Origin of the sequence: Microcoleus sp. FACHB-68 (genome assembly GCF_014695715.1) — a bacterium.
GTDB lineage: Bacteria > Cyanobacteriota > Cyanobacteriia > Cyanobacteriales > Oscillatoriaceae > FACHB-68.
The window spans coordinates 45406-66665 of the sequence record NZ_JACJOT010000005.1 but is presented as its reverse complement, the minus strand read 5'-3'; the positions used below and the strand labels follow the sequence as shown (position 1 = coordinate 66665).

At 46.6% G+C, this 21260-nt stretch carries 19 protein-coding genes; 11 read left to right on the top strand and 8 right to left on the bottom strand.

The genetic code is table 11. The features are described from left to right. The first annotated feature begins 14 nt into the window (after positions 1-14). Positions 15-995, top strand: a complete 981-nt coding sequence (locus tag H6F73_RS04425) for an Npun_R2479 family HD domain-containing metalloprotein (RefSeq protein ID WP_190757607.1) — start codon at positions 15-17, stop codon at positions 993-995. Between the two features lie 582 nt (positions 996-1577). On the opposite strand, the gene H6F73_RS04420 is transcribed toward H6F73_RS04425, so the two are convergent. The 3 genes from H6F73_RS04420 to H6F73_RS04410 form a co-directional block, all read right to left on the bottom strand. Further along, entirely contained in the window at positions 1578-3080 is a 1503-nt protein-coding gene (locus H6F73_RS04420) for an NAD(P)/FAD-dependent oxidoreductase (RefSeq protein ID WP_190757606.1), read from the bottom strand. Positions 3081-3257: 177 nt separating this feature from the next. Beyond that, a complete protein-coding gene (locus H6F73_RS04415; RefSeq protein ID WP_190757605.1) occupies positions 3258-4406 on the bottom strand; it encodes a hypothetical protein in 1149 nt (382 codons plus the stop codon). A gap of 339 nt (positions 4407-4745) precedes the next feature. Further along, positions 4746-5897 (bottom strand): aminotransferase class I/II-fold pyridoxal phosphate-dependent enzyme, encoded by a 1152-nt coding sequence (locus tag H6F73_RS04410; RefSeq protein ID WP_190757604.1) that lies wholly within the window; start codon positions 5895-5897, stop codon positions 4746-4748. A gap of 232 nt (positions 5898-6129) precedes the next feature. On the opposite strand from H6F73_RS04410, the gene H6F73_RS04405 reads away from it, so the two are divergent. The 3 genes from H6F73_RS04405 to H6F73_RS04395 all read left to right on the top strand — a co-directional run bounded on the left by H6F73_RS04405 (position 6130) and on the right by H6F73_RS04395 (position 9097). Further along, on the top strand, positions 6130-6870 hold the full coding sequence (locus tag H6F73_RS04405) for a sulfite exporter TauE/SafE family protein (RefSeq protein ID WP_190757643.1): 741 nt from the start codon (positions 6130-6132) through the stop codon (positions 6868-6870). 280 nt (positions 6871-7150) lie between these two features. Beyond that, positions 7151-7375: a hypothetical protein gene (locus H6F73_RS04400; RefSeq protein ID WP_190757603.1), complete on the top strand. Its 225-nt coding sequence runs from the start codon at positions 7151-7153 to the stop codon at positions 7373-7375. A 258-nt stretch (positions 7376-7633) separates the two neighbouring features. Then, positions 7634-9097 (top strand): hypothetical protein, encoded by a 1464-nt coding sequence (locus H6F73_RS04395; RefSeq protein WP_190757602.1) that lies wholly within the window; start codon positions 7634-7636, stop codon positions 9095-9097. 41 nt (positions 9098-9138) lie between these two features. Here H6F73_RS04395 and H6F73_RS04390 read toward each other — a convergent pair whose 3' ends face one another. After that, positions 9139-10179, bottom strand: coding sequence for a YbhN family protein (locus tag H6F73_RS04390; protein ID WP_190757601.1), 1041 nt, complete (start codon positions 10177-10179; stop codon positions 9139-9141). A 449-nt stretch (positions 10180-10628) separates the two neighbouring features. On the opposite strand from H6F73_RS04390, the gene H6F73_RS04385 reads away from it, so the two are divergent. The 6 genes from H6F73_RS04385 to uvsE all read left to right on the top strand — a co-directional run bounded on the left by H6F73_RS04385 (position 10629) and on the right by uvsE (position 17252). After that, entirely contained in the window at positions 10629-11009 is a 381-nt protein-coding gene (locus H6F73_RS04385; protein ID WP_190757600.1) for a response regulator, read from the top strand. Positions 11010-11612: 603 nt separating this feature from the next. Then, positions 11613-11768 carry a hypothetical protein gene (locus tag H6F73_RS04380; protein ID WP_190757599.1) on the top strand — a complete coding sequence of 52 codons (156 nt, stop codon included), beginning with the start codon at positions 11613-11615 and terminating at the stop codon, positions 11766-11768. Between the two features lie 319 nt (positions 11769-12087). Then, positions 12088-14637 (top strand): GAF domain-containing protein, encoded by a 2550-nt coding sequence (locus H6F73_RS04375; protein WP_190757598.1) that lies wholly within the window; start codon positions 12088-12090, stop codon positions 14635-14637. Positions 14638-14695: 58 nt separating this feature from the next. Continuing rightward, entirely contained in the window at positions 14696-15751 is a 1056-nt protein-coding gene (locus tag H6F73_RS04370; RefSeq protein WP_190757597.1) for a hypothetical protein, read from the top strand. Positions 15752-15865: 114 nt separating this feature from the next. Then, the gene (locus H6F73_RS04365) at positions 15866-16222 is read left to right on the top strand and encodes a DUF6464 family protein (RefSeq protein WP_190757596.1); all 357 of its coding nucleotides are present in this window, start codon (positions 15866-15868) and stop codon (positions 16220-16222) included. An 88-nt stretch (positions 16223-16310) separates the two neighbouring features. Further along, positions 16311-17252 carry a UV DNA damage repair endonuclease UvsE gene (uvsE, locus tag H6F73_RS04360; protein ID WP_190757595.1) on the top strand — a complete coding sequence of 314 codons (942 nt, stop codon included), beginning with the start codon at positions 16311-16313 and terminating at the stop codon, positions 17250-17252. Between the two features lie 94 nt (positions 17253-17346). On the opposite strand, the gene fmt is transcribed toward uvsE, so the two are convergent. The 3 genes from fmt to H6F73_RS04345 all read right to left on the bottom strand — a co-directional run bounded on the left by fmt (position 17347) and on the right by H6F73_RS04345 (position 19650). Next, a complete protein-coding gene (gene fmt, locus H6F73_RS04355; protein ID WP_190757594.1) occupies positions 17347-18354 on the bottom strand; it encodes a methionyl-tRNA formyltransferase in 1008 nt (335 codons plus the stop codon). A gap of 365 nt (positions 18355-18719) precedes the next feature. Next, complete coding sequence (locus H6F73_RS04350) at positions 18720-19187, bottom strand: hypothetical protein (RefSeq protein WP_190757593.1); 468 nt, start codon at positions 19185-19187, stop codon at positions 18720-18722. Between the two features lie 58 nt (positions 19188-19245). Continuing rightward, positions 19246-19650 carry an NIL domain-containing protein gene (locus H6F73_RS04345; RefSeq protein WP_190757592.1) on the bottom strand — a complete coding sequence of 135 codons (405 nt, stop codon included), beginning with the start codon at positions 19648-19650 and terminating at the stop codon, positions 19246-19248. Positions 19651-19718: 68 nt separating this feature from the next. Here H6F73_RS04345 and H6F73_RS04340 point away from each other — a divergent pair, with 68 nt between their 5' ends. Continuing rightward, positions 19719-20345 (top strand): thioredoxin family protein, encoded by a 627-nt coding sequence (locus H6F73_RS04340; RefSeq protein ID WP_190757591.1) that lies wholly within the window; start codon positions 19719-19721, stop codon positions 20343-20345. Between the two features lie 76 nt (positions 20346-20421). On the opposite strand, the gene H6F73_RS04335 is transcribed toward H6F73_RS04340, so the two are convergent. Beyond that, positions 20422-21183, bottom strand: a complete 762-nt coding sequence (locus H6F73_RS04335; RefSeq protein WP_190757590.1) for a Uma2 family endonuclease — start codon at positions 21181-21183, stop codon at positions 20422-20424. Positions 21184-21260: the final 77 nt, after the last annotated feature.

The window sequence follows — 21260 nt, the reverse complement described above, 5'->3', positions numbered from 1 at the left end:
TCAGGGTTGTAAAGATGTTTAATCCCACAGACGTACTTATTAAAACTTTCGCAGAAAGCTTGCAAGCCGGCTACCGTAAAACTTACGGAAATATTAAGCCGAAGTATGCAGAAATGCTCGGCTGGGTTGCCAATCTCGCTTTAGAAAACCTTGCCAATAGCAACGCCCTTTATCATAACGTTGAACACACTGTGATCGTCACCTTAGTGGGGCAGGAAATCCTACGGGGCAAGCAGCTTCGGGAAGGAAATGTTTCTTGTGAAGACTGGTTACAGACGATTATTTCTTTATTGTGCCATGATATTGGTTACGTTAAGGGGGTTTGCCGGCAAGATAGAAGCAAAGAAAGATTATTTGCAACCGGCATAGGCGATGAAATGATTTCTCTGCCTCCAAGTTCAACAGATGCCAGTCTCACTCCTTATCATGTAGATCGAGGAAAACTGTTTATCGAGGAGCATTTTTCTGGGCGCGATTTCATTGATGTTCAAGCAATTAAACGTAATATTGAGCTGACACGCTTTCCTGTGCCAAATGATGCAGATCATAAAGATACGGTTGACTTTCCCGGCTTAGTTCGGGCAGCCGATCTCATCGGTCAGTTAAGCGATCCGCGCTATTTAGACAAATTGCCGGCACTCTTTTATGAATTTGAAGAAACCGGCACTAATAAAATCTTGGGTTATCGCCATCCTGGGGACTTGCGTGCCGGCTTTCCTAACTTTTTCTGGAATGTAGTGGATTCTTACATTCAAGAGGGACTGCGTCATTTAGAAGCGACGTATGCCGGCAAACAAATTATTGCCAGCTTAAGAATGAATGTGTTCGTCGTTGAATATGAACTGCTGTTAAATAATCTTCAGTTGTCATTCACCCCACAAGAGACTTTAAGGGGTTTTGGGGAACAAGAAGGCAGACACCGCTTGGGGGAGCCTAGCTTATCCGGTGACAGGCAATTTTCTGATCTGTCACCTAATTATTTATCTATTTGCTAAATAGATGTAGGTTGGGCGAAGTGAAACAGAGGGTTTTAACCCAACGTCTTAAATTCGTGCCGGTGTTGCGCGGCCCAACCCATTTATCGCCTTCTCTTCTTAAATTAATCTAACAAAATAACTGTTTAAACTTTCTGTTTGAAACGTTATATATCAAGTATTGAAAACTGCCATATCTTAGCATTTATTGATCAATTTTACCTTTAACCGGCCTCACCCGCAACAAGAGGAAATTGGAAATAAAGGTTAAAATTGATAAAATTAAAAGGCAAATCCAGTAAAATCAAAAACTCTTTAACCCAACAACACTCTCAACAAATCCAACCTGATAATGGAGAGAGTGCTAATCTAGAAACCAAGGGCTTTGCCCGGTCTTATACTGTCATTTTGCAGAATTATGTCATCACACGACCTGTTAATGTTAGGAATACTGCTGCTACCCGGTTTAGCGCTATCCATCGCGATTATGAGCGCATTTGCCGCCGGCGGTTGAGTCTTGAGTGGGGAGTTGCAACTGTTTTGAGTTCTCAAATCTCAGGACAGTTGCAACTTCCAAAATCTTGACCTCATAACCACCCAAAATTACAAGCCCAACAACTTCCCAGTTTGTTCAGGATTCACCAAAGTATTGGCGCACAAAATACCAGAAGCGGCAACCGCTGGAACGCCAATACCGGGCATCGTGCTGTCTCCCACTCGGTACAAACCGGCAATCGGCGTGTGCAAGCCAGGAAACATCCCCTTGCCAGCCGCAATTGCCGGCCCGTAAGTGCCTTGATAGCGGCGCAAATACTTGGCGTGTGTCACCGGCGTCCCGCTCATTTCCAGGGTAATGCGTTGCCGCAAGTCTGGGATCACCCGTTCCACAGCCTGAAACAAAGGTTGCGCTTTCAGTTGTTTGCGTTCCTGATAACCGCTATCTCGCTGCCAACCGGCATAAGGTTCCAAAGTATAAGCATGAACCAGATGGTGTCCTGCCGGCGCGAGTTGGGAATCCCAAACACTGGGAATGGAAATCATGCAGGTATTTCCGGGTGTGGCGATATCGAGGTTGCTGTCGTGAACAACGACATGATGACCCGTTAACGCCTCCAAACCCTCACCCCGGATGCCGAGATGTAAGTGCATGAAGCTTTCCACAGCCGGCGTTTCCAGGGCATCGCGCCGATAAGATGCCGGCAAGTCTTCGAGTTTAAGCAGATGGGTGTAAGTATCCCAAATTGTGGCGTTAGAAATAACAATTGGCGCGTGGATCACTTCACCCGATCGCAACCGCACACCCACCGCCCGACCCGATTCTACTAAAATTTGCTCGACATGAGTTTTCAGCCGCAGCCTGCCTCCCCAGCGTTCCAATCCTCGCACCAATGCGTCAACAATGGCGGTACTTCCTCCGACTGGATATTCAACGCCCCAGCGGTTGCGTTCCCCAAACATGAACGCCACTTCCGGCGCAATGGTTCCGTGTGCTTTTAAACCCGAAAGCAAAAAGCATTCCAAATCAATCAGTTGCCGCACTTGCGCGTCAGTAACATCCCGATCCATAATCTGGCCGGCAGAACCTTGGATCACGCCAATTTGAGGCAGCAACTTTAATAAAGCCGGCCAATATCGCAGCAAAGCCGGCAGCATTTGCCAATCCGCCCGCAGTGCCAAGGTGGGGATATCTTTCAGCGCATCGTAGAGAGTTAAGAGACGCTTCTCAAAGCGCTCTAATTCCCGCGCACCTTGGGGAGTAATCTGGGCGACTGCTTGCCGGTAACGTTCTGAATCAGAATACACCGGCAGCGTGAAATTTGGAAAGTGGTAATGACCCAGCGGTTCGTAAGGAACGGTTTCCAGGGATTCTCCCAAAACTTCTAGCACTTGCCGCAGCGGGTTCAGACTTTGCCGGCCTGACAAGCCGCAGTAAAATGATGGGCCGGTGTCAAAGTGAAATCCCTGCCGGTGAAAGCCATGTGCTGCGCCACCCGCGACTGTGTGGCTTTCGCAGACCACCACAGTTTTACCATAGCGAGCTAGCATCGCCCCAGCCACTAAGCCGCCAATGCCGGTGCCAATGACAATCACATCAAAATCTGGCATGAATCTACCTAATTCAGGGACTGCGGCAAAAACTGCATTTTTTTTGGAAAAATGACAAAATGCGGGAATTTTCAATGAATTTCTTCACTTCAAAATTCCTGCATGGCGATACATCTTTTCAAACACAAAGCATTCATCCGCGATGGACAGGATGAATGCTTGTGAGAACAGCTTTATTTACACGCTTTTTCCAGCTCTTCTTTCATTTTCTTCTAGAGTTTGTAAGATTTCCAGATATTTTGAGGACTGGAATTGAACGGTTTTTACAAAACTCTTCAGGCTATGATATTTTAGCGGGACAGAGCCTTGAAAATTGCCTTCTTCTAAGTTTTGCTCCAAATAAGTTTCTAAGTCCCGGACGCTGTTTTCAATGACAGCCATCACCTCACTCACTCGCTGTTCTACCAATCCCTTAACAGCCGCTTCCAGTTCGAGTTGCTTTTTAATGGTGTCACTAATTCTCCCTTCTGCATCCTCAGTCCCCAAGGGAAATTCTGGAATATTTAAGAAGCCGTAGTTACAACTGTCATCCTCATCATCATCCTCATAAGCATCTTTGCTGTTTAGTGGCAGCGCCAGGTAGTTTTCTGAGGAACGGTTGTCCTGAGCTTTTAAATCTATTGCGGTAGGTTCATCCTCATCCGCATCGTCAGTAATATCCCGTCCTTTTTGCAGATATTGATAGTAAGGCAGCAGACAGTCAACGATGATTCCCGCCGTGCCGATCTGCTTGTCTGGTTCATCCAAGCAGGCTGCTGTCCCATACAATCTAAATTCTAAATCTTCTGGAGTTTCACAAGAATAAAACAAGGCTCTGACGATCTCATCAAATTCCAGTGAATCAAGCGTTGCCCAGTCTTGGGTGCTGTAGGCAAATTTATAATTCAGGGCGGAAAATACCAGAACTTTTGCGCGTCTTAGGGTTGAATTTCTGGCAACTTTAAATTTTAAATCGTACAAATCGTAGGGATATTTGACTCCTTTTTTGAGTTGTTTTAATTGCGTGCGTATCCGTTTTCTTGACGCCAAATTTTCTGGATACAGTTTATTTAATTTTTGAATCAGCGTATTAGCCAGCATGAAATACTGAACTTTTTTATTCAGCTTTTTGACAACTTGAATTAGAACCGATTTAAGCTGGCCATAAGTTGGGGCAATTTCGTGAACGTCTTTAACTAAAGTGGATAATTGAATGGCTTCGAGCTTTTTTTGGTCATTCTCCCATGTATTTTTACTAGCGCATAACAGGAGTTTTTTGACTTTGGTTAAATTTTCAATACGTTCTAAATCTTTGACAACGTCATCTACAAGTTGTATCGTTTCCACGGGTTTTTTCTCCTATAGAATGCCCAGCAAACAATTGATGGCGGCTGAAAGAGGAGTGCTGGCCTCTCTTCGTGGCGGTTGCGGACAGCCCGATAAAACTCATATCGAGATTACTACGATTGAGATTTTGTAGGGGGGTGTAAGGTATATAATACCTCAGCCGGCTCTTTCGCCTAATTGCCAGAGGGTTTCTAACCGGCTGATCCTCACATTTATCGTAGAGAGTGAAGAGTGAAAAGTGAAGCGTGATAATACTGAGTTGCCATTATCTAGTGTGAAGTTTCTGCTAGTTTAGTTTATCACATTTCACTTTGTACTTGTATCTTCTCACTCAATTTTTCACGCGCCTGCACTTTCTGCCGGCGGTGTCAAGCAATCTTTAAGGCTGTAGACGACCTGAGTTTGCTGTGCCGGTGAAAGTTCTGGGAACATCGGCAAGGATAAGACCTCTGTCGCAACCTGTTCGCTCACCGGCAGCTGGCCGGCCTGATAACCCAATTCTTTGTAAACTGGTTGCAGATGCAAAGGCAGGGGATAATAGACCATTGAACTAACGCCCAACTGCTGTAGTCGCTCTCGCACGTGGTCGCGACCGGCACCCGTTGGCGACGCTTGAGGGATGCGAATGGTGTACTGATTCCAAACTCCGCGCCCCTCAGACAGTTCTAGAGGGCGAATGATGCTGGGAATCGGACTCAACAGTTGGTCATAAAGCGCCGCAACCGCTCGACGCTGGTTATTCCAATTATCAAGATAGCGCAGCTTAATTTGAAGAATTGCAGCTTGTATAGTATCAAGCCGGCTGTTCATGCCAATTTCTTCGTAATAGTAGCGCCTTTTCTGGCCGTGTTCCTTCAGCGCCCGAACTTCAGCGGCGATTTGAGGATCGTTGGTTGTCAGTGCGCCACCATCGCCACAAGCACCCAGATTTTTGGTGGGAAAGAAACTGAAGCAACCAATATGACCAATGCTACCAACTTTTTGGCCTGCCCATTCAGCGCCGGTGGCTTGAGCACAGTCTTCAATCACTGCCAACCCGTGATGCTGGGCAATTTCCATCAATTCAGTCATATTCACCGGCTGCCCAAACAAGTGTACCGGCACAATCGCCCGCGTCTTGCCGGTGATCGCGGCTGAAAGCTGATTGAGATCAAGGTTGTAAGTTTGCGGGTCAATATCCACAAACACCGGCGTCGCGCCGGCGTCACTGATGACCTCAGCCGTGGCAAAAAATGTGAAAGGCGTTGTAATCACCTCATCCCCAGGGCCGATTTTTAGAGCTTTCAGGGCCAGATAGAGGGCATCTGTACCAGAGTTGCACGCCACACATTCAGACACACCCACATAGGCGGCAAACTGCTGCTCAAAACCTTCCACCAACGGTCCGCCAATGTAACGGCCAGAGGCGAGTACCCCTAAGACAGCTTTACTGACTTCTTCACTGATGGTTTCGTACTGTTGGGCTAGGTCAAGAGGGGGAATGTTATTCACTCGCTTACACCACAAGGTTTTATTTCTTGTGATTATCTCAGACACCGTCTAAAGAGTGCAGCCTACAAGGCGAGCACTCAAGTGTAGGATCGCCTGCAATCAACAGGTACAGCACAATTCCCTGTTGATTCAGCCCCATTTCCGGCAAATCCGGAACGCCACTGCCACCCTTCCCAAAATAGGTAAAAGTGCGACAATTAACCAATATTTAACCTTTCCTGCTAACGCGCCCATGCCCGTTCTTTTCCTGGCTTTAGTCAGTTTCGCTTCTTGGTTCATCAGCACCTTGGCTGGTGGTGGCAGTCCTTTGGTGCTGATTCCGCTGGTTAATTTTCTCTTGGGTTCCCAAGCCTTAGCGCCAACCCTCACAACGGGAATGCTGCTGGGAAACTCCCAACGGATTTTTCTGTTTTGGCGGCATATCAACTGGGTTGTGACGTTTTGGTATTTACCGGGTGCGATTGTTGGGGCGGTTGCCGGCGCGTATGCTTTTACCAAAATCCATCTCGATTGGCTGCAACTGTTAATCGGCCTGTTTTTGGTGATTACGGTTTTTAGCTTCGGTTTTGGCAAAAAAGAACGTATTTTTACCGTCAGATCGTGGCATTTCTTACCCGCCGGCTTAGTATATGCGTTTGTTTCTGGAATTATTGGAAGTAGCGGGCCGGTGATGAATCCGCTTTACCTGAACTATGGCTTGGTCAAAGAAGAGATGATCGCCACAAAATCGACCAATGTGGTGGTTGTTCATATTGCCAAAATGGTAACTTATGCAGCTTTAGGCGCTTTGACTCCAGAGTATCTTGGATATGGTTTGGTGATTGGGTTAGCAGCAGCGCCGGCAAACTACCTCGGTCAGTACGTTCTTAGCAAAATGAGCGAGCAACAGTTTCGGCAGGTCGTTCTTGCTACAATGGCAATTTCTGGTGCGTTGATGGTGTGGGGTCAGCGAGACTTGATGAGTTTTTGGTAAAAACTTTTGTCGGTTCCCGTGAATAGGGAGTGCCGGTGAGAGTTAATGGATGTCAGGGGTGCTAATTAACTGGTTGTAACTGTGTAAGGGTGGGTGCCGGCATTGGATGTCTCCCACCTGCCGGTTGTGGCAAGCATGGGCCATATACCCCTGTCTGCACACATTCAGGGGCCAAGGCAGAAGCGATCCGCAGAGTGATTGAAGTCACTTATCGCGGTAAAAATTGTCACATTTTCTTTCAGCTTCAATCACCCAGCTTGACTGTAAAATAACGCATACTATGGATGAACAAACTGTTCTTAAAGTTCAGATGCCCACACAAGTTGTTCTCAAGCTAACTACAAGGAACCTTAAGGGTGCTTCCAGCATCATCCCGCCTTCTGTTGCCGGCGTTTTCCAGCCGCAGTTGATAAGTTTCACAGACTGGAAAGATTTTCATCGCAAACAGCCACGTTTTTCTATCATGACACCTCCTTTTAAAAATTATCTGGTGCATTTTTTTTAACCCAATTCGCAATTAACGAAATAATTCATCCTCAAAAGTGAATTTTTCCAGATATTGTCAGTTCCTTCTGAAGACAGGTTTTATTAGGCAACGATGAATGTAAAAATAGAAATGCCTAAGCCGCACACAATAATTGCAAAACGCTCATCAAGTTTAAAATTGTTGTCATAAGGCAATTATTCTTTTTTACGAGATTTGTAAGAAGTAAACTTTTTTTTAAATTAGGGTTCATGTTTAAATTTCAGGGAGAGTCTACCAATGGTCAGAAATTTTGTCAGCACTGCAATTCAGAATGAGACATCTTTACAAGTGACAGAACAAAGAAAACTTATTCAAAAGGCTCAGGATAAAGTCTACCGATTTTGGCTGGATCTTGTCAGACAAGAATCATCTGATCAGGTTTTATTAGAGTTTAAAAAATTATTTATTCATCTTTTAGCTGCGTCTAATCCAGAGGTCATCCAAGCTTTTTATGAAATTATTATTACTAACGATGAAGAAGAGTTTGTCAATACCATAAAACGGTCTTGTTATATTCTGATCAACAATTGGGCTGCCGAGAGGAACCATCAGGCAATTCAGCAGTTAGTGATGGAGGTGTTTTCTGATTCCGCCATTCAGGAACATACTTCATCCATGACTTTAAATCGGCTGAGAGAGTGGCTAGAAAATTTCATCAGAAGCAAAGATTATGATGAGTTAAAGCTATTTGCCTCTCGGTATGAAGAAGCTGAAGAAAAGCATTGGAGTGACCGCTATACTTCGTATCTGTTGGTACATCAATACATCAACATAAAAAATTCACCCGAACAGAGAGAAGCTGCCAGAATTCGAGCGCAACAGATAAAAGAGCGGTTTAAGTTCGATTTGGCTATGTATACCGCGCGTTCTAATTCCCCACTTTATCGAAATGAGAACCCTAAGAACCCAACCGGCTTAGGAGATGAAGTTTTAAAGCTGATTAAGCTAATTGTGGCTAAACGTGGGCAATTTAGCTATGGAAACCTTGCGAATATTTTTCTAGAGCAAACGAAAGAATTGAGGTTTGAAGATTTTAAGCAAAGTCTGCAAAAATATTTAATTTACTCCGTAGACAATAAAGATTGTGTGGAAGCGCTTAATATTAAATTATCTAAAAAGCTCAAGCCGATCTATGAAGAGCATAACGAGGAACCCCTCAATGATGCAATTATGCTCAGAACCTGTAAGCGAGTTGTGGAATTTTTGACGACAGAAAACCATAAGAATCCGTCCTCACTGTTTGTTTTACTACTCTCTCAAGGTCATCCAATTACCTTAGTAATTATTTTGCTCAAGGTTGTCTTAATTTGCAAGCCGGTTCGGACTTACCTGGAAGGGTGTCTAGCGGATCTGATTCAATATTATTTGAATTACCCAGAAGAAGAATGTCAGTGGGTGGTGAATTTTCTGGAAATTTTGAAGATTACTTTTGTAATTTATGATGATAACGTGCAGTACAACTTGCTTAAGATGAAGAATGGCATCAAAGGAGATAGTTCGGCCATTAATCTAGATGCTTATCGCGTGTTTTCACAGCTAATGGCGAAAAAGGAAAGTCATGTAGAAGCTGATTCAAATACGGCTGTACCTCTTACCGGCAACTCAGGTGGGTATGTAAATCCTTTTGACACCACCGGCAGCAATTCAGACATGGATTTCAATCCGTTTGCGGTGGAAGTAGAAGAAATTTTTGCCCAGTAAAATAAGAGGTTGATTGTTAGATAATTTGCCTGTTTTACGGATTATTTTTTCGATTTATGCTGATTTGATAGATTTTTTGGGTGTAGATAACGATTAACCCACCGGCAGGCTTGAGCGAAATCCACCCAACCTAGAAAAGCACCGGCAACTTCTGCTAAAACACTGATCAGCCGGTAAAATGCAACAGCACTTAAAATTAGGCCGGCAGAAAATTGACCTTTTAAAAGCACCGTCACAGTCGCTTCAAACACGCCTATTCCCCCCGGTGCTCCCGGCACAACCAGTCCCAATAGCCACGCCAAACTAAAAGCTCCCAATAGCATTGGCAGACGCACAAATGCCAAATCTTGAACTTCTGCCGGCGCGATCGCTAGCAGGGTTAAGAAGAATCCCGCGCCACGCAGTCCAAGAAACCCCATCTCTCCCATCAGCAACCAGAAGGGGTATCGCTCAATTTTGAATACATCCCCATCTGACTGTGACTGGCTACCCAGCGCTTTTTGCTTCAAACGTCTCAGCGATTGCATCACGGGATTTAAAATCCGGGGGTGAATCACTATCAGTACAAACGGCAAGGTAATCCAGGCATATTGCCACAGTCCGCCGCGCTCTGTGAAGAAACTGCCGGTTAAGGCGATCGCTAAGGCGGCTGCAGCCATCAACACCGGCTCGATTAGCACGCTTAAGGTTGCGACATCTGGGGAGATTCCCATGCCGGTGACGGCTAAAATACGACCGTAAAAGTGCCAAACATTTCCGGGTAAATACTTAGCGATGTTTGTTTTCAGGTAAACTCGAACACCCCACAGTATCGGCACCGGCTGCTTGAACTCCCGCAGAATCGCAGTCCAAACCCATCCAGACCAAATGTGAGCAAGGAGAGTGATGCCTAATGCAGTTGCCAAACCGGCTAATTGCGGGCCGGCAATCTCAATAGCGGCAACTTCCTGCCAGTTGTCCTTAAGCGTTTTCGCCAAGAAAAACAGCGTTCCGCCCAAAATCACCCAGCGCAAATAGGGCTTCAGTTGCGATTTAATTAACTGCACTCGCTTGAGAATTTGACGAAAAGGTTGTTGCCCCATGCTAGATAATTTTTTTATGAGCTAACGCACATTTTAAATAGCTGCTAACCGTTATTTCCTGACTTAAACCAGAGCCGTAAGCCAATCCAGCTTTAGAATCTGTTAAAAGCTAGCGTTGTGTTTAATGATAATTTTTTATGGCAACGATAACTTAAACAAGGTGATGCTGTAGTAAGTTGTGCATTGAAAAAGCGTTATCCTGAAATATCGTACCCTTGTTAATAGAGTTCAAGCAGCACTAATTGTGGCAACTGTGTTTCTACAGATCAGCCAGTGAGCACTCTACCACTGTATAGTCGTCAAAACACAAACAAGTTTGGGCACAAGCACTCAGGAAAAAAACGCAGCCTATTCGTGAGCGATTGCCCCAAATCGCCGGTAAAATTTGACTGGTAATTTCAAGACGCAGCCTAGGCTGAGCGTTCAACGTATGGAGGAAGACGAAAATCGTGGCAGCCAAGCGCATCTTGGTCATTGATGATGAGGAAGATATTCGCGAAGTCGCTCAACTCAGTTTGGAGATGGTAGGCGGGTGGGAAGTTATCACAGCCGGTTCAGGCAGTGAGGGAATTGCTAAGGCTGAAACTGAACAGCCTGATGCCATCCTTCTCGATGTCATGATGCCTGATATGGATGGCCCTGCTACCTTTGCTAAAATGCAGCTGAGCAAGGCAATCCAGCAAATTCCTGTGATTCTGTTAACTGCCAAGGTACAGGCAACCGATCAGCGGCGATTTGCTGAATTAGGCGTTGCGGGAGTCATTGCCAAGCCGTTCGATCCGATGAACCTCGCGAATCAAGTGGCTCAAGTATTGCACTGGAGTTTTTAAGAGGCTGCACTGACTTCCGTTGATTTGTGTTTTCGCCGGCAGGGATAAACACCGGCTCCTTCGCATAATTTTACAAACATATTACCGCGCAAATGTCAAGTAAAGCGGTTGTTTTTCCGTGCTTTATTTGCCCCACTTGGGGCATGGAAACGAATTCTTTGCAAAAACCGGCTCTCTCTTCACGACTTCTTCACATTTGCTAGCTACGCTCAAGAGAGTAGGTAAAGTCTCTTCTGAGCATGAACCCACTAATTCGGAGGTGAGAAACCGGCTCTCAGTCGCTCTCACGTTTCAACAAATGACTGCCTACAGGTTTCATGTGTATCTGTGAGATTAAAGTTTACCACCAAACATTTATCACAGTTTAACCTCGGATAAGCTTGTTAAGGGTTACTTAAAGTTAAGAAACCCTTAGCAAACATTGATTTATCCGTTCTCATTATCCGCTTGGTTTAACGGATTCACTGTAGAAACCTGAAATCAAGTTTCACTCTCAAAATTTTTAAGAAATGTAAGCGAAGCTGCAACACATCAATGAAAAATTGATTAACTTTAAGCAACTTAGTAATAGTGACGAGTTTTTTATAGATTAGGAGTTGAGGAATGAACAAAGAAGTGATAAGTTTACTAGCTCCCGTCGTGACTGAAGACGCGGAAAAAGTGTTGGAAAGTTATACGAACTGTGTTTATCAAAAAGATTTTATCACGTCTCACTGGCACCAGGAGTTAACAGCGTATGTCCTGAGCCATTTGCCCTGACTCTATTAAATAAATAAATAAATAAATAAAATAAACAGCCACTAGATAGATCGAATTGCAAAAGGGGAATACTAAAAAAAATAGTCATGAATCTTGCTGGAATATACATATTCGAGCGAGACAGACAATTTTTTAGAAAAAAATCGCTCAACCTCGTGGTCACCCTGAAAAATAAACATCAAAAAAGCGACTGAATTGAATGGGCTGAAATTTTAATATAAGGCAAGAAAATTCAGGATAAAAGTAGGGGAAAAAGATAGGCAGTTGAGGCTGAGCAAGCCGTGAAAAAACCGGCACAAACATAATCAAGGAGAGATCAATGCAGTACACTGCAGAATACTTAGAAAGCCAGCAAGAAACTGCTCAATCGATGCAGCCGGCGCGTTCCCTACAAATCATGGCGCGTTTAGCGCTTAGCCAGTTGCAGCAACTCCTACCCTGCCGGCAAGCCAGTCTTGTCAAGTTCGATAGAGAAGCCGGTGCAGCAACCATCCTAGCCACCTACACCCTCGGCGAACCCCCCAGAGAAAAAGCAACCCGCCTGCCACTAGAAGTCCTGGCACTCACCCCAGAGATTTGGCAAGGCGAAGTTCACCTGACAGGAAACCTCCTCAACCTCTCCAAACCTTCAAGAGCGTTTCAAGCCTTGCAAGCAGAGGGCGTGCGCTGCTATCTCAGCGTACCAATCCTTGGGCATCCAGAAGGCTCTCGCCCCGCTAAAGCGCCGATCCTAGGTTGCCTCAACATCGGGGCAGACACTGCAGATGCCTTTACTCCCGAACACATTCACTGGGCGTGTGAAGTAGCTAGCATGGTGGCAGTTGCCATCGGGCAAGCCGTTTTATGCCAACAGGCGCAGCATCAAGTCAATGAGCTAGAACACCGGCTGGCTGAACGTAAGGCGGTAGAAACCGAATTGATCTCGTCTGTGCAGGCGACGGAGGAACAGCTGCAACAGAAAGCCAAGGAACGCCAGCAGCTAGAAGCCGTGGTGCGCCGGCAAGCCCAAAAAGAACGGCTGAGCGCGACAATATCTCAGCAGATCCGGCACTCTTCCAACCTTTGGGAAACGCTCAACACAGCTGCCTCAGAAGTGAGAGAAGCGCTGCAAGCCGATCGCGTGCTAATCTACCGATTTGCGGAAGACTGGAGCGGTTCAATTGTTGTAGAATCTTTAGCGTCGGGCTGGATACCGATGCTGGGATTTTCGCTCCGCGAACCCTGCCTTTCTAGTCCTCAGTATCTGAGGCGGTATCAGCGAGGTCGCTTTCAAGCGATTGACGATACCAACACTGTCAATTTGGAGCCGGCTCATCTTGAGCTTCTAGAATTCTTTGGGATCAAATCTCAGTTAATTGTCCCCCTGCTTGTGGGTGAAGAATTGGGAATCCACGCACAAAAAACTCTAGATTCTCAACCGTCAACTTCCCCTTCAAAATTGTGGGGATTGCTAATTGCCCATCAGTGCGAAAACAGCCGGCAGTGGCAACCGTTTGAAATTGATTTACTGACGTCAGTTACGGCACAATTAGAAATTGCGATCCAGCAATCGCGACTGTGTGAGAAGGTGCGGCAGCTCAATGCAGATTTAGTACGTCAAGTTGAAGACTTCAACGAAAAGCTGCAACAAGTTCTGGAGTTTGAAGCAATGCTGCAACGCATCACCGATAAAGCCTGCGACAGTCTTGATGAAACTCAGATTTTGCAAACAGCAGTTCAAGAACTGGCTGAGGTGCTAGGCATTGAAGAGTGTAGCAGTGCAGTGTACAGTGCCGACAGAACAACGGTTACCCTTTGTCACGAACACTCAACTTCGTCGCCGTCTTCGCCACGCAGCCGACCAATGGCAGACTTTCCCGAAGTTTACTGCCAGCTGCTTCAAGGCAAGGAATTTCAGTTTTGTCAGGCCGGCAGCAATAACAGTCAAGAAAACGCAGCCATCTTAGCCTGCCCCATTTCTCATGGCGATGAAGTCCTCGGCGATTTGTGGTTATTCAAACAGCCAGAGGATAATTTTAACGATCTAGAAATTCGCTTAGTGCAACTCGTGACCCATCATTGCGCGATTGCACTTCGACAAGCTCGACTTTATCAATCCGCACAAAGTCAAGTAACGGAACTCGCTAAACTTAATGAACTGAAAGATGACTTTTTGAGTACAGTTTCTCACGAATTGCGGACGCCTTTATCGAATATGAAAATGGCGATTCAAATGCTCGCGATCTCGCTGAATCAGGAAACAGGCTTTTTTGCAGAATTGACCAAGCCGGAAGCAGAACGCAGCAAACTCGCCCGCTACTTCCAAATTGTGCGGAATGAATGTGAGCGAGAAATTCACTTGATCAATGACTTGCTGGAGTTACAGCAACTTGATGCCGGTTCTCAAACTTGGGCACCGGCAATCATCCAGCTACAACGGCTGATCCCGCAAATCGTTGAGCCTTTTGAAGATCAAACTCGCAACTGTCAGCAAGTTCTGCAACTGAAAATGGCACCCGATCTGCCAGATTTATTCGGCGATCCATCGATTCTGAAGCGAGTTTTAGCAGAGTTGCTGACCAATGCCTGCAAGTACACGCCGGCAGGTGAGAAAATTACTGTAGAAGTGGCGACAGTGGGCGAACGAGTGCAGTTCAGCGTCACCAATTCAGGTGCTGAAATTCCGCCAGAAGAATTAAACAACATTTTTAAGAAGTTTTACCGAATTCCCAAAGCCGATCGGTGGCAGCAAGGCGGGACTGGCTTAGGACTTGCAGTGGTGCAGAAACTGACTGAACGCATGGGAGGTACAATCCAAGTCAAGAGTGAACCCGGTCAAACTTGCTTTACAGTGGATTTACCCACTCATAAACCCAGCCAAATAAGCTAAGTCTAGCCGGCTCAAACGTTGAAAATGACGCTTTTTTCGAGTCAGGAGAGGACAAACTATGCGGGAGTTCAAGGATCATCAATCTCATTTGCGGATAGCACAGTTGGCGTGCCGGCAAATAATGCCGATGAGTTTAGCCGTTATTTTAGGATTAGTCGGCGGCGTCTGCTCACTTCAAAGTGCCATTGCCTCCGAGATCGCACAAGCCGATCCCAACCGCATAGACCTTTCCCTGAACTCTCAGCCTGAAGAAAGCTACGAATCTTTAATCGATAGAGCCAAAACAGCCGCAAGCGTACTCATCCAGCGAAGATTTAATAATAGTTCGGTTAGCGAAATCACACTAAGTGTGGTAGGTCAGAACCAAGGCTTAATCGCACCGATTTTGTCTGTACAAGTGAGTCGCGATCAATGGCAAAGCCAGCCTGATCTCGAACAATGGGCAACCTACTTTCCCAGTTCAAAAATTTTACTGGGATTTGAAGCGCCAGAACCTGCACCCGGACAGCCGGTGGCAACACCCCAACCAGGACAGCCGGCGGCAACACCCACACCAGGACAGCCGGCAGTAACACCCACACCAGGACAGCCGGCAGTAACACCCACACCCGGACAGCCGGCGGCAACACCCACGCCAGGACAGCCGGCGGCAGTACCCACGCCAGGGCAGCCGGCGGCAACACCCCAACCCGGACAGCCGGCGGCAATACCCACGCCAGGGCAGCCGGCGGCAGTACCCAACACCGGCCAACCCACAAATCTTCCCAGCACTGGCCAACCCACAAATCTTCCCAACACCGGCCAACCCACAAATCTTCCCAACACCGGCCAACCCAACATAGGCCAACCTAACACGACACAGCCCAACACCACACAGCCCAACACCACGCAGCCCAACATCACACAACCTAACACCGTTCCCAACACCACACAGCCCAACACCACGCAGCCCAACACCGTTCCCAACACCGGCCAACCAAGCACCGTTCCTAACACCACACAGCCCAACACCGGCCAACCAAGTACCCTTCCCAACGCTGCACAGCCAACGATAATAATCCCCAGCACTGGTCAACCAATTATCATTCCCAACCCCGCACAGCCAACACCCTAGTAAACTAAATTCCTACGAATCTAGCCCCAACCATTTACTCCTGTTGGCTGGGGCATTTTTCATCACAGGCTTATTACTTTAAAGTGAATAGGTAAGCCACATTACATAGGAACTATGGAGCCAGATTCTCTACCAACAGAGGTCATTCTGACCCAACCCTCTCAATCCTTGGGCAGCGTTCAACTTGACTGGAGTCCTCAACCGGGTCATTACCTCGATCTAGAAGGTCAAACCTATGCAGTCTTAGAACGCCGGCATCGCTATCAACTGAAATCGGGTAAGTATCGCTTACAAAAAATTGCCCTTTACGTCCAGTCTGCACAACGACCGAGCGAAACAAGTCTCGTTAATGGACACTGGGTAGTTGGAGATGCCACCTGCCAGTTTAATGCTCACTCAGAAATCATTCGCTGTGCCGTTAATCCTCAAGGGCCATGCGAGGGTTGCCGGTTTTATGAAAAATCTTTATAGCGATGTTGTAAAAGCAAGTATTACAGCCAATGTTTTTATATCTATTTGCAGATGCCCTTGAAAAAGCTGAAAAGGTATCTTGTGAAGCATGAGTAAGATACCCAGTTTATCCGAGAATAAGGTGCCACCCAAGCTGGGGTTGGTATGCATCACAACATCTGATCACGTGCGTTTCCGCACCGTCACACGCAAGCGACTCTTGCAACTCACTGAGGATGAGCAAGCTACAATTCTGCGCGAGTTGTATCGCAGCAACCTGCAGCGGTTAAATGGCGCATGGGATTTTTGTACAGCCCATAACATCAACCTTTACCGGCTCAGTTCTGCGCTTTTCCCCTTTGCTGATACCCCGCTGGGTGAAGCCGTACTCGATGAGTTTACAGAAGAATTATTGAGTACCGGCAAACGCGCCATAGCCGCCGGCATCCGACTTGTCATCCATCCCGATCAATTTGTTGTGCTTAGTTCAGAAAAGCCGGATGTTGTAGAAAACAGCATCAAAATTCTGGAAACGCACGCCCGAATTATGGATAAACTGGGGCTGCCTCACTCGCCTTGGGCGATCATGGAAATCCACGGCGGCAAATCGAAAAGATCCGAAGCCTTAGTCAGTGTGATTAAAGCGTTGCCACAAAATATTCGCACTCGCCTCGCACTAGAAAATGACGAATACGCTTACGGCGCTTCCGAAATTCTAGAGATTTGCCGCGCTGCCGGTGTGCCGATGGTTTTTGACGCCCACCATCACGTCATTCACGAAAGTTTGGACACTTACGAAGACCCCAGCGTTGCCCAAATGCTAGCAGCCGCTCGCACCACTTGGCCCAATCCTGAATGGCAACTGGTGCATATCTCCAACGGTTGTGAGTCTTTCTTAGACCGGCACCACAGCGATTTTATTACCGTAATGCCTAGTTGCTACTCTGCTGCTCCTTGGATTGAGGTGGAAGCGAAACTTAAAGAACAGGCTATCGATAAGCTGCGAACCGAGTGGCTACCAAGTTTGTATTCAGAGCCGGTTCTCGCTTAACTACTTACATTTAAACTGCATAAAGTTTAAATAAACTTGGCATCCTCCCACTTTTGAAGAAACAATGACTTCTTTGTGGGTTCATCGTCTTAGCTTAGCCTTCCCCAGTTCCCCCATTTTCCAAAACCTCTCCCACAGCCAGACGAGTGCCATTGGCAAAGTCGGTTCCTGACTGGGCGCGTTTACCGGCAAGCTGAACTTCCCGTAATAGCAATAAACCATCGCCGGTTTGAATGATCGGCCCTAGTCCCTTAGCGATGCTCACCACTTCTCCCGGACGCCCAGACTGAGCCGGCAGATCAGCTTCCAGCCCATTCAACTCTGGAGGTAGCTGAGTCCAGTATTCCGGGCCGAGGGGTGCTGTGGCGACGATTTTTAGCTGTCCGCCCCGAAATACAGCCGCACAATTTGGGAAAAAACCTCTGACTTGATTATGCAAATTAATAGCAGAGCGTGACCAATCGAGCCAGTAATTTTCTTTTTTAATCAGTGGCGCATAAGTTGCAACCGAAGAATCTTGAGGAATTGGTTGAATTTCCTGGCGTTCCAGCTTTAACAGGGTTTCCACCAATAACTTAGCGCCGGCATCTGCAAGCGTTTGTGCCAACTGGTGAGCGTTATCAAGTAACCCCACCGGCGTTGAAGCTTTCAGCAGCATTGGGCCGGTATCCATGCCGGCATCCATCAGCATCGTCGTAATGCCGGTTTGGGGTTCACCGTTGTAAATACACCACTGCACCGGCGCTGCACCCCGGTATTGAGGCAAAATTGAGCCATGCACATTGATGCAACCCAATGCCGGCATATCCAGAATCTCCTGAGACAGAATCTGGCCATACGCCACCACCACAAAAACGTCTGCGCCTGCCGATTTTAACTGACTGAGCGTTTCCGCGTCTTTTTTCACGCGTGCCGGCTGCCACACCGGCAGGTTGTGAGCGCTGGCAACTGCCTTCACCGGCGAAGGCGTTAACTCGTTGCCACGTCCTCGACGTTTATCCGGTTGGGAAACCACAGCCAAGACTTCAAATTCTGGATGAGCCAGCAATTGTTCCAGGGTGGGGACTGCAAACTGGGGGGTGCCAAAGAAGATAACTTTCATGGGGGGCACTAAAGCGTAGATTAAGAACGATTAATTATAAGCAGACGAGCCGGCAACCGTTGTACCATCATCCCGAAAAACAAAATTGCCCCACAGCCGGGTAAGCTGCGGAGCATAAGGACAGATAAACGCTTGTTTTACATTGTTCTAAGATTCAGCCCTAAATTGGTTGAGACATTGTGACAATTTTTATATTGTCTATGGAGGAGCTGTGGGTTGGCACGCCGGCAGGGAAGTCTACCAAGCGGCTGTATCAAAAAATGTAACCCAAGCTATCCTGAACAAATCTTGCCCTACTTTATAGATAAATCCTCATGAATTCCACAAGCAGCCCCGAATTTGGCTGCTTTTTTTTGTTTTAATCGTTAATCAAAAAAATTAACGATTAAACTTATGTGGTTGACGCCCCAATAGACCGCAGCCCCTAAACCTAAGCTGGTAAGAGAAATACCACTTAAAATAAAAAAGCTTTTGGCTTCGCCTACAGCTCTCGCTTGAAGGTCGAGTCTAGCAAAGGCGGCTACCGCAACTAAAAGCAAAGCATGGGCGGAAACATCAAAATATGCGAGGATAACAACCCCTAAAAAAGACGAGACAATAGCCGAGAGAAACGCTGTTGTATCAGAGCCGAGCAAGCGTCTCGACACATTTCTGATGAATGAAAAAGGAGCAGCCAAAGCTTCTGCAATGCTCAGGCTAAAAACAATGACTAACAGCCAAACCCACCAATGAACTGCCAAGCTTAATAACAACCAGCCAAAGTTGAAATAAGTGATGACGAGCAGTAAAATGGAGACCCAAGGAAGTTTTTTCACAAAAGAATTTGAGGTCATCTGGCTGGTGTTTGCTTGAGAGACAAGATGACAAGATTGACCCGTCGTGCCATTTTGTCTAAAGATTGGTAGAAATTGCTTCTACGGGACAGGTGGGAATGCACTGCTCGCAGACAATACAACGAGAACGCGTAAATGTCAGCTTAAACGTCTGGGGTTCCAGAGTCAGGGCTTCTGTCGGGCAAACGCCGGTGCATAAGCCACAGTGAACACAGATGTCTTCATCTATTAATATCTCACGACTGGCGAGGGAAACCGTAATATCTTGTGAGCGCATCCACTCTATGGCGGCATCGAGTTCATCAATATCGCCTAAGAGTTCCACAACAAGGGTGCCAATTTGATTGGGAGCAACCTGAGCGCGGATGATATTTGCCGCGACATTGAAATCTTTCGCCAGCCGGTAGGTGACTGGCATTTGAATCGAGCGTTTTGGAAAAGTGAGCGTGACCCGTTTTTTCACGGTTGGGGAGCTTTTAGCAACTTCAGTTAGACTAATAACTGAATCATAGATCGTTTAAAAAATATCTGATGTCTGCGAATTTACCCGATCCAAAAACTGTGTCTGAGCAGAAGTCTGAATCACCTGCTGTCAAAGCGGTTGATGCCGGCGCTGCAACTCGCATCAGAAATTTTCTGATTGCAATGGTGGCAATTGTGCTGACTGTCGCCCTTTTCTTTGGACTGCGGACTGAAACGACTGCAACGGACTTAACTGAGCTAGCAGAGGGTTCTACACCCCTAGAAGTGGCGCTTGGGAATGGGCAACCAACGCTGATGGAATTTTATGCGAATTGGTGCACTAGCTGTATGGCGATGGCACCGACGATTCAGGAATTAGAAACGCAATATACCGGCAAAGTTAATTTTGTGATGCTGAATGTCGATAATACCAAGTGGTTGCCGGAGATTTTGAAGTATCGGGTGGATGGCATTCCCCATTTTGTGTTTATGGGCAAAGATGGAGAGACGATTGCCAGTGCGATTGGAGAATTGCCGCGTTCGGTTTTAGAGGCGAATTTAGAGGCTTTAGTTGCCGGCACTGCAATCCCATATGCTAAGGCTGCCGGTCAAGTGTCTGCCTTTGAAGCGCCAAGAATGCCGGCAAAGGGAAATGCCGGTGATCCGCGTAGTCACGGCGCTCAGGTAACGAATTAATTTGTTGATCGCTTTATGAGGCGGAGGTTAATCAGAATGGCTCGATCTACCTATTCGACTGATTAGCCGGTGTTGCTCACCCATTTAACTGTTCAGGATCGATGCCTAACGCTCGCAGCCGCTCTGTTAATAGTTCTGAGCGCCGGCGTTCCTGCTCTAAGAGCGATTCTGTTTCTTGCAATTGAGACTCTGTTTGCCGTAGTTGAGATTCTGCTAGCTCTGCTCGTTCCGTGCCGGTGGGGATAAGATTCCCATCTTTGTCGCACCAACGCAACCAAACATCCTCTTTATCCTCAAATACGCCGCGCCACAGCGTCAAACCAAGTCCAACTTGTTCCAGCCAAGTATCTGTCATCGGAAGGTAGCGCGTTCCCTGTAGTTGGTAAATTTGTAAAACCGGCCCTCCTAACTGCTGGATCGGATCGAAGACAACATAATAACTGACCCGCATCCGTTCATAATCTCTCAGCTTACTTCCTAACTCATTCCCCTCTCGATTAGAAACAATTTCAATCACAACTTCCGGGGGTTTACCAAACTCCCAAACGAAATAAGAGCGGTTTTTCTTCTCCCACCAATTCTCAGCAACTCCAACATCCAAGCTGAGAAAAACATCCGGCACAATTGGCGGCTGAGCGATGGCAGTAAAAACGCCTACATTCGCTGCAACCAGAAACTTCTGCGAGTCATCAGGACCAGTCCAAGAACTGTAAAGAACTCTAGTTAGTAAACGCTGTTGTTTTTCCGAACCAAAATTATCCACAGGGGTATTATCTTCGGTGATAATATGACTGATGTCTGGGGATGGAGCCATCTCAGTCGTGAGAATTTCCGACATAATTTAGGAATTGCTCAACTGAACATTATTGCTCGCAGGTTAACACATTCTATCAAGTGGGCTTTATCCATTATAAA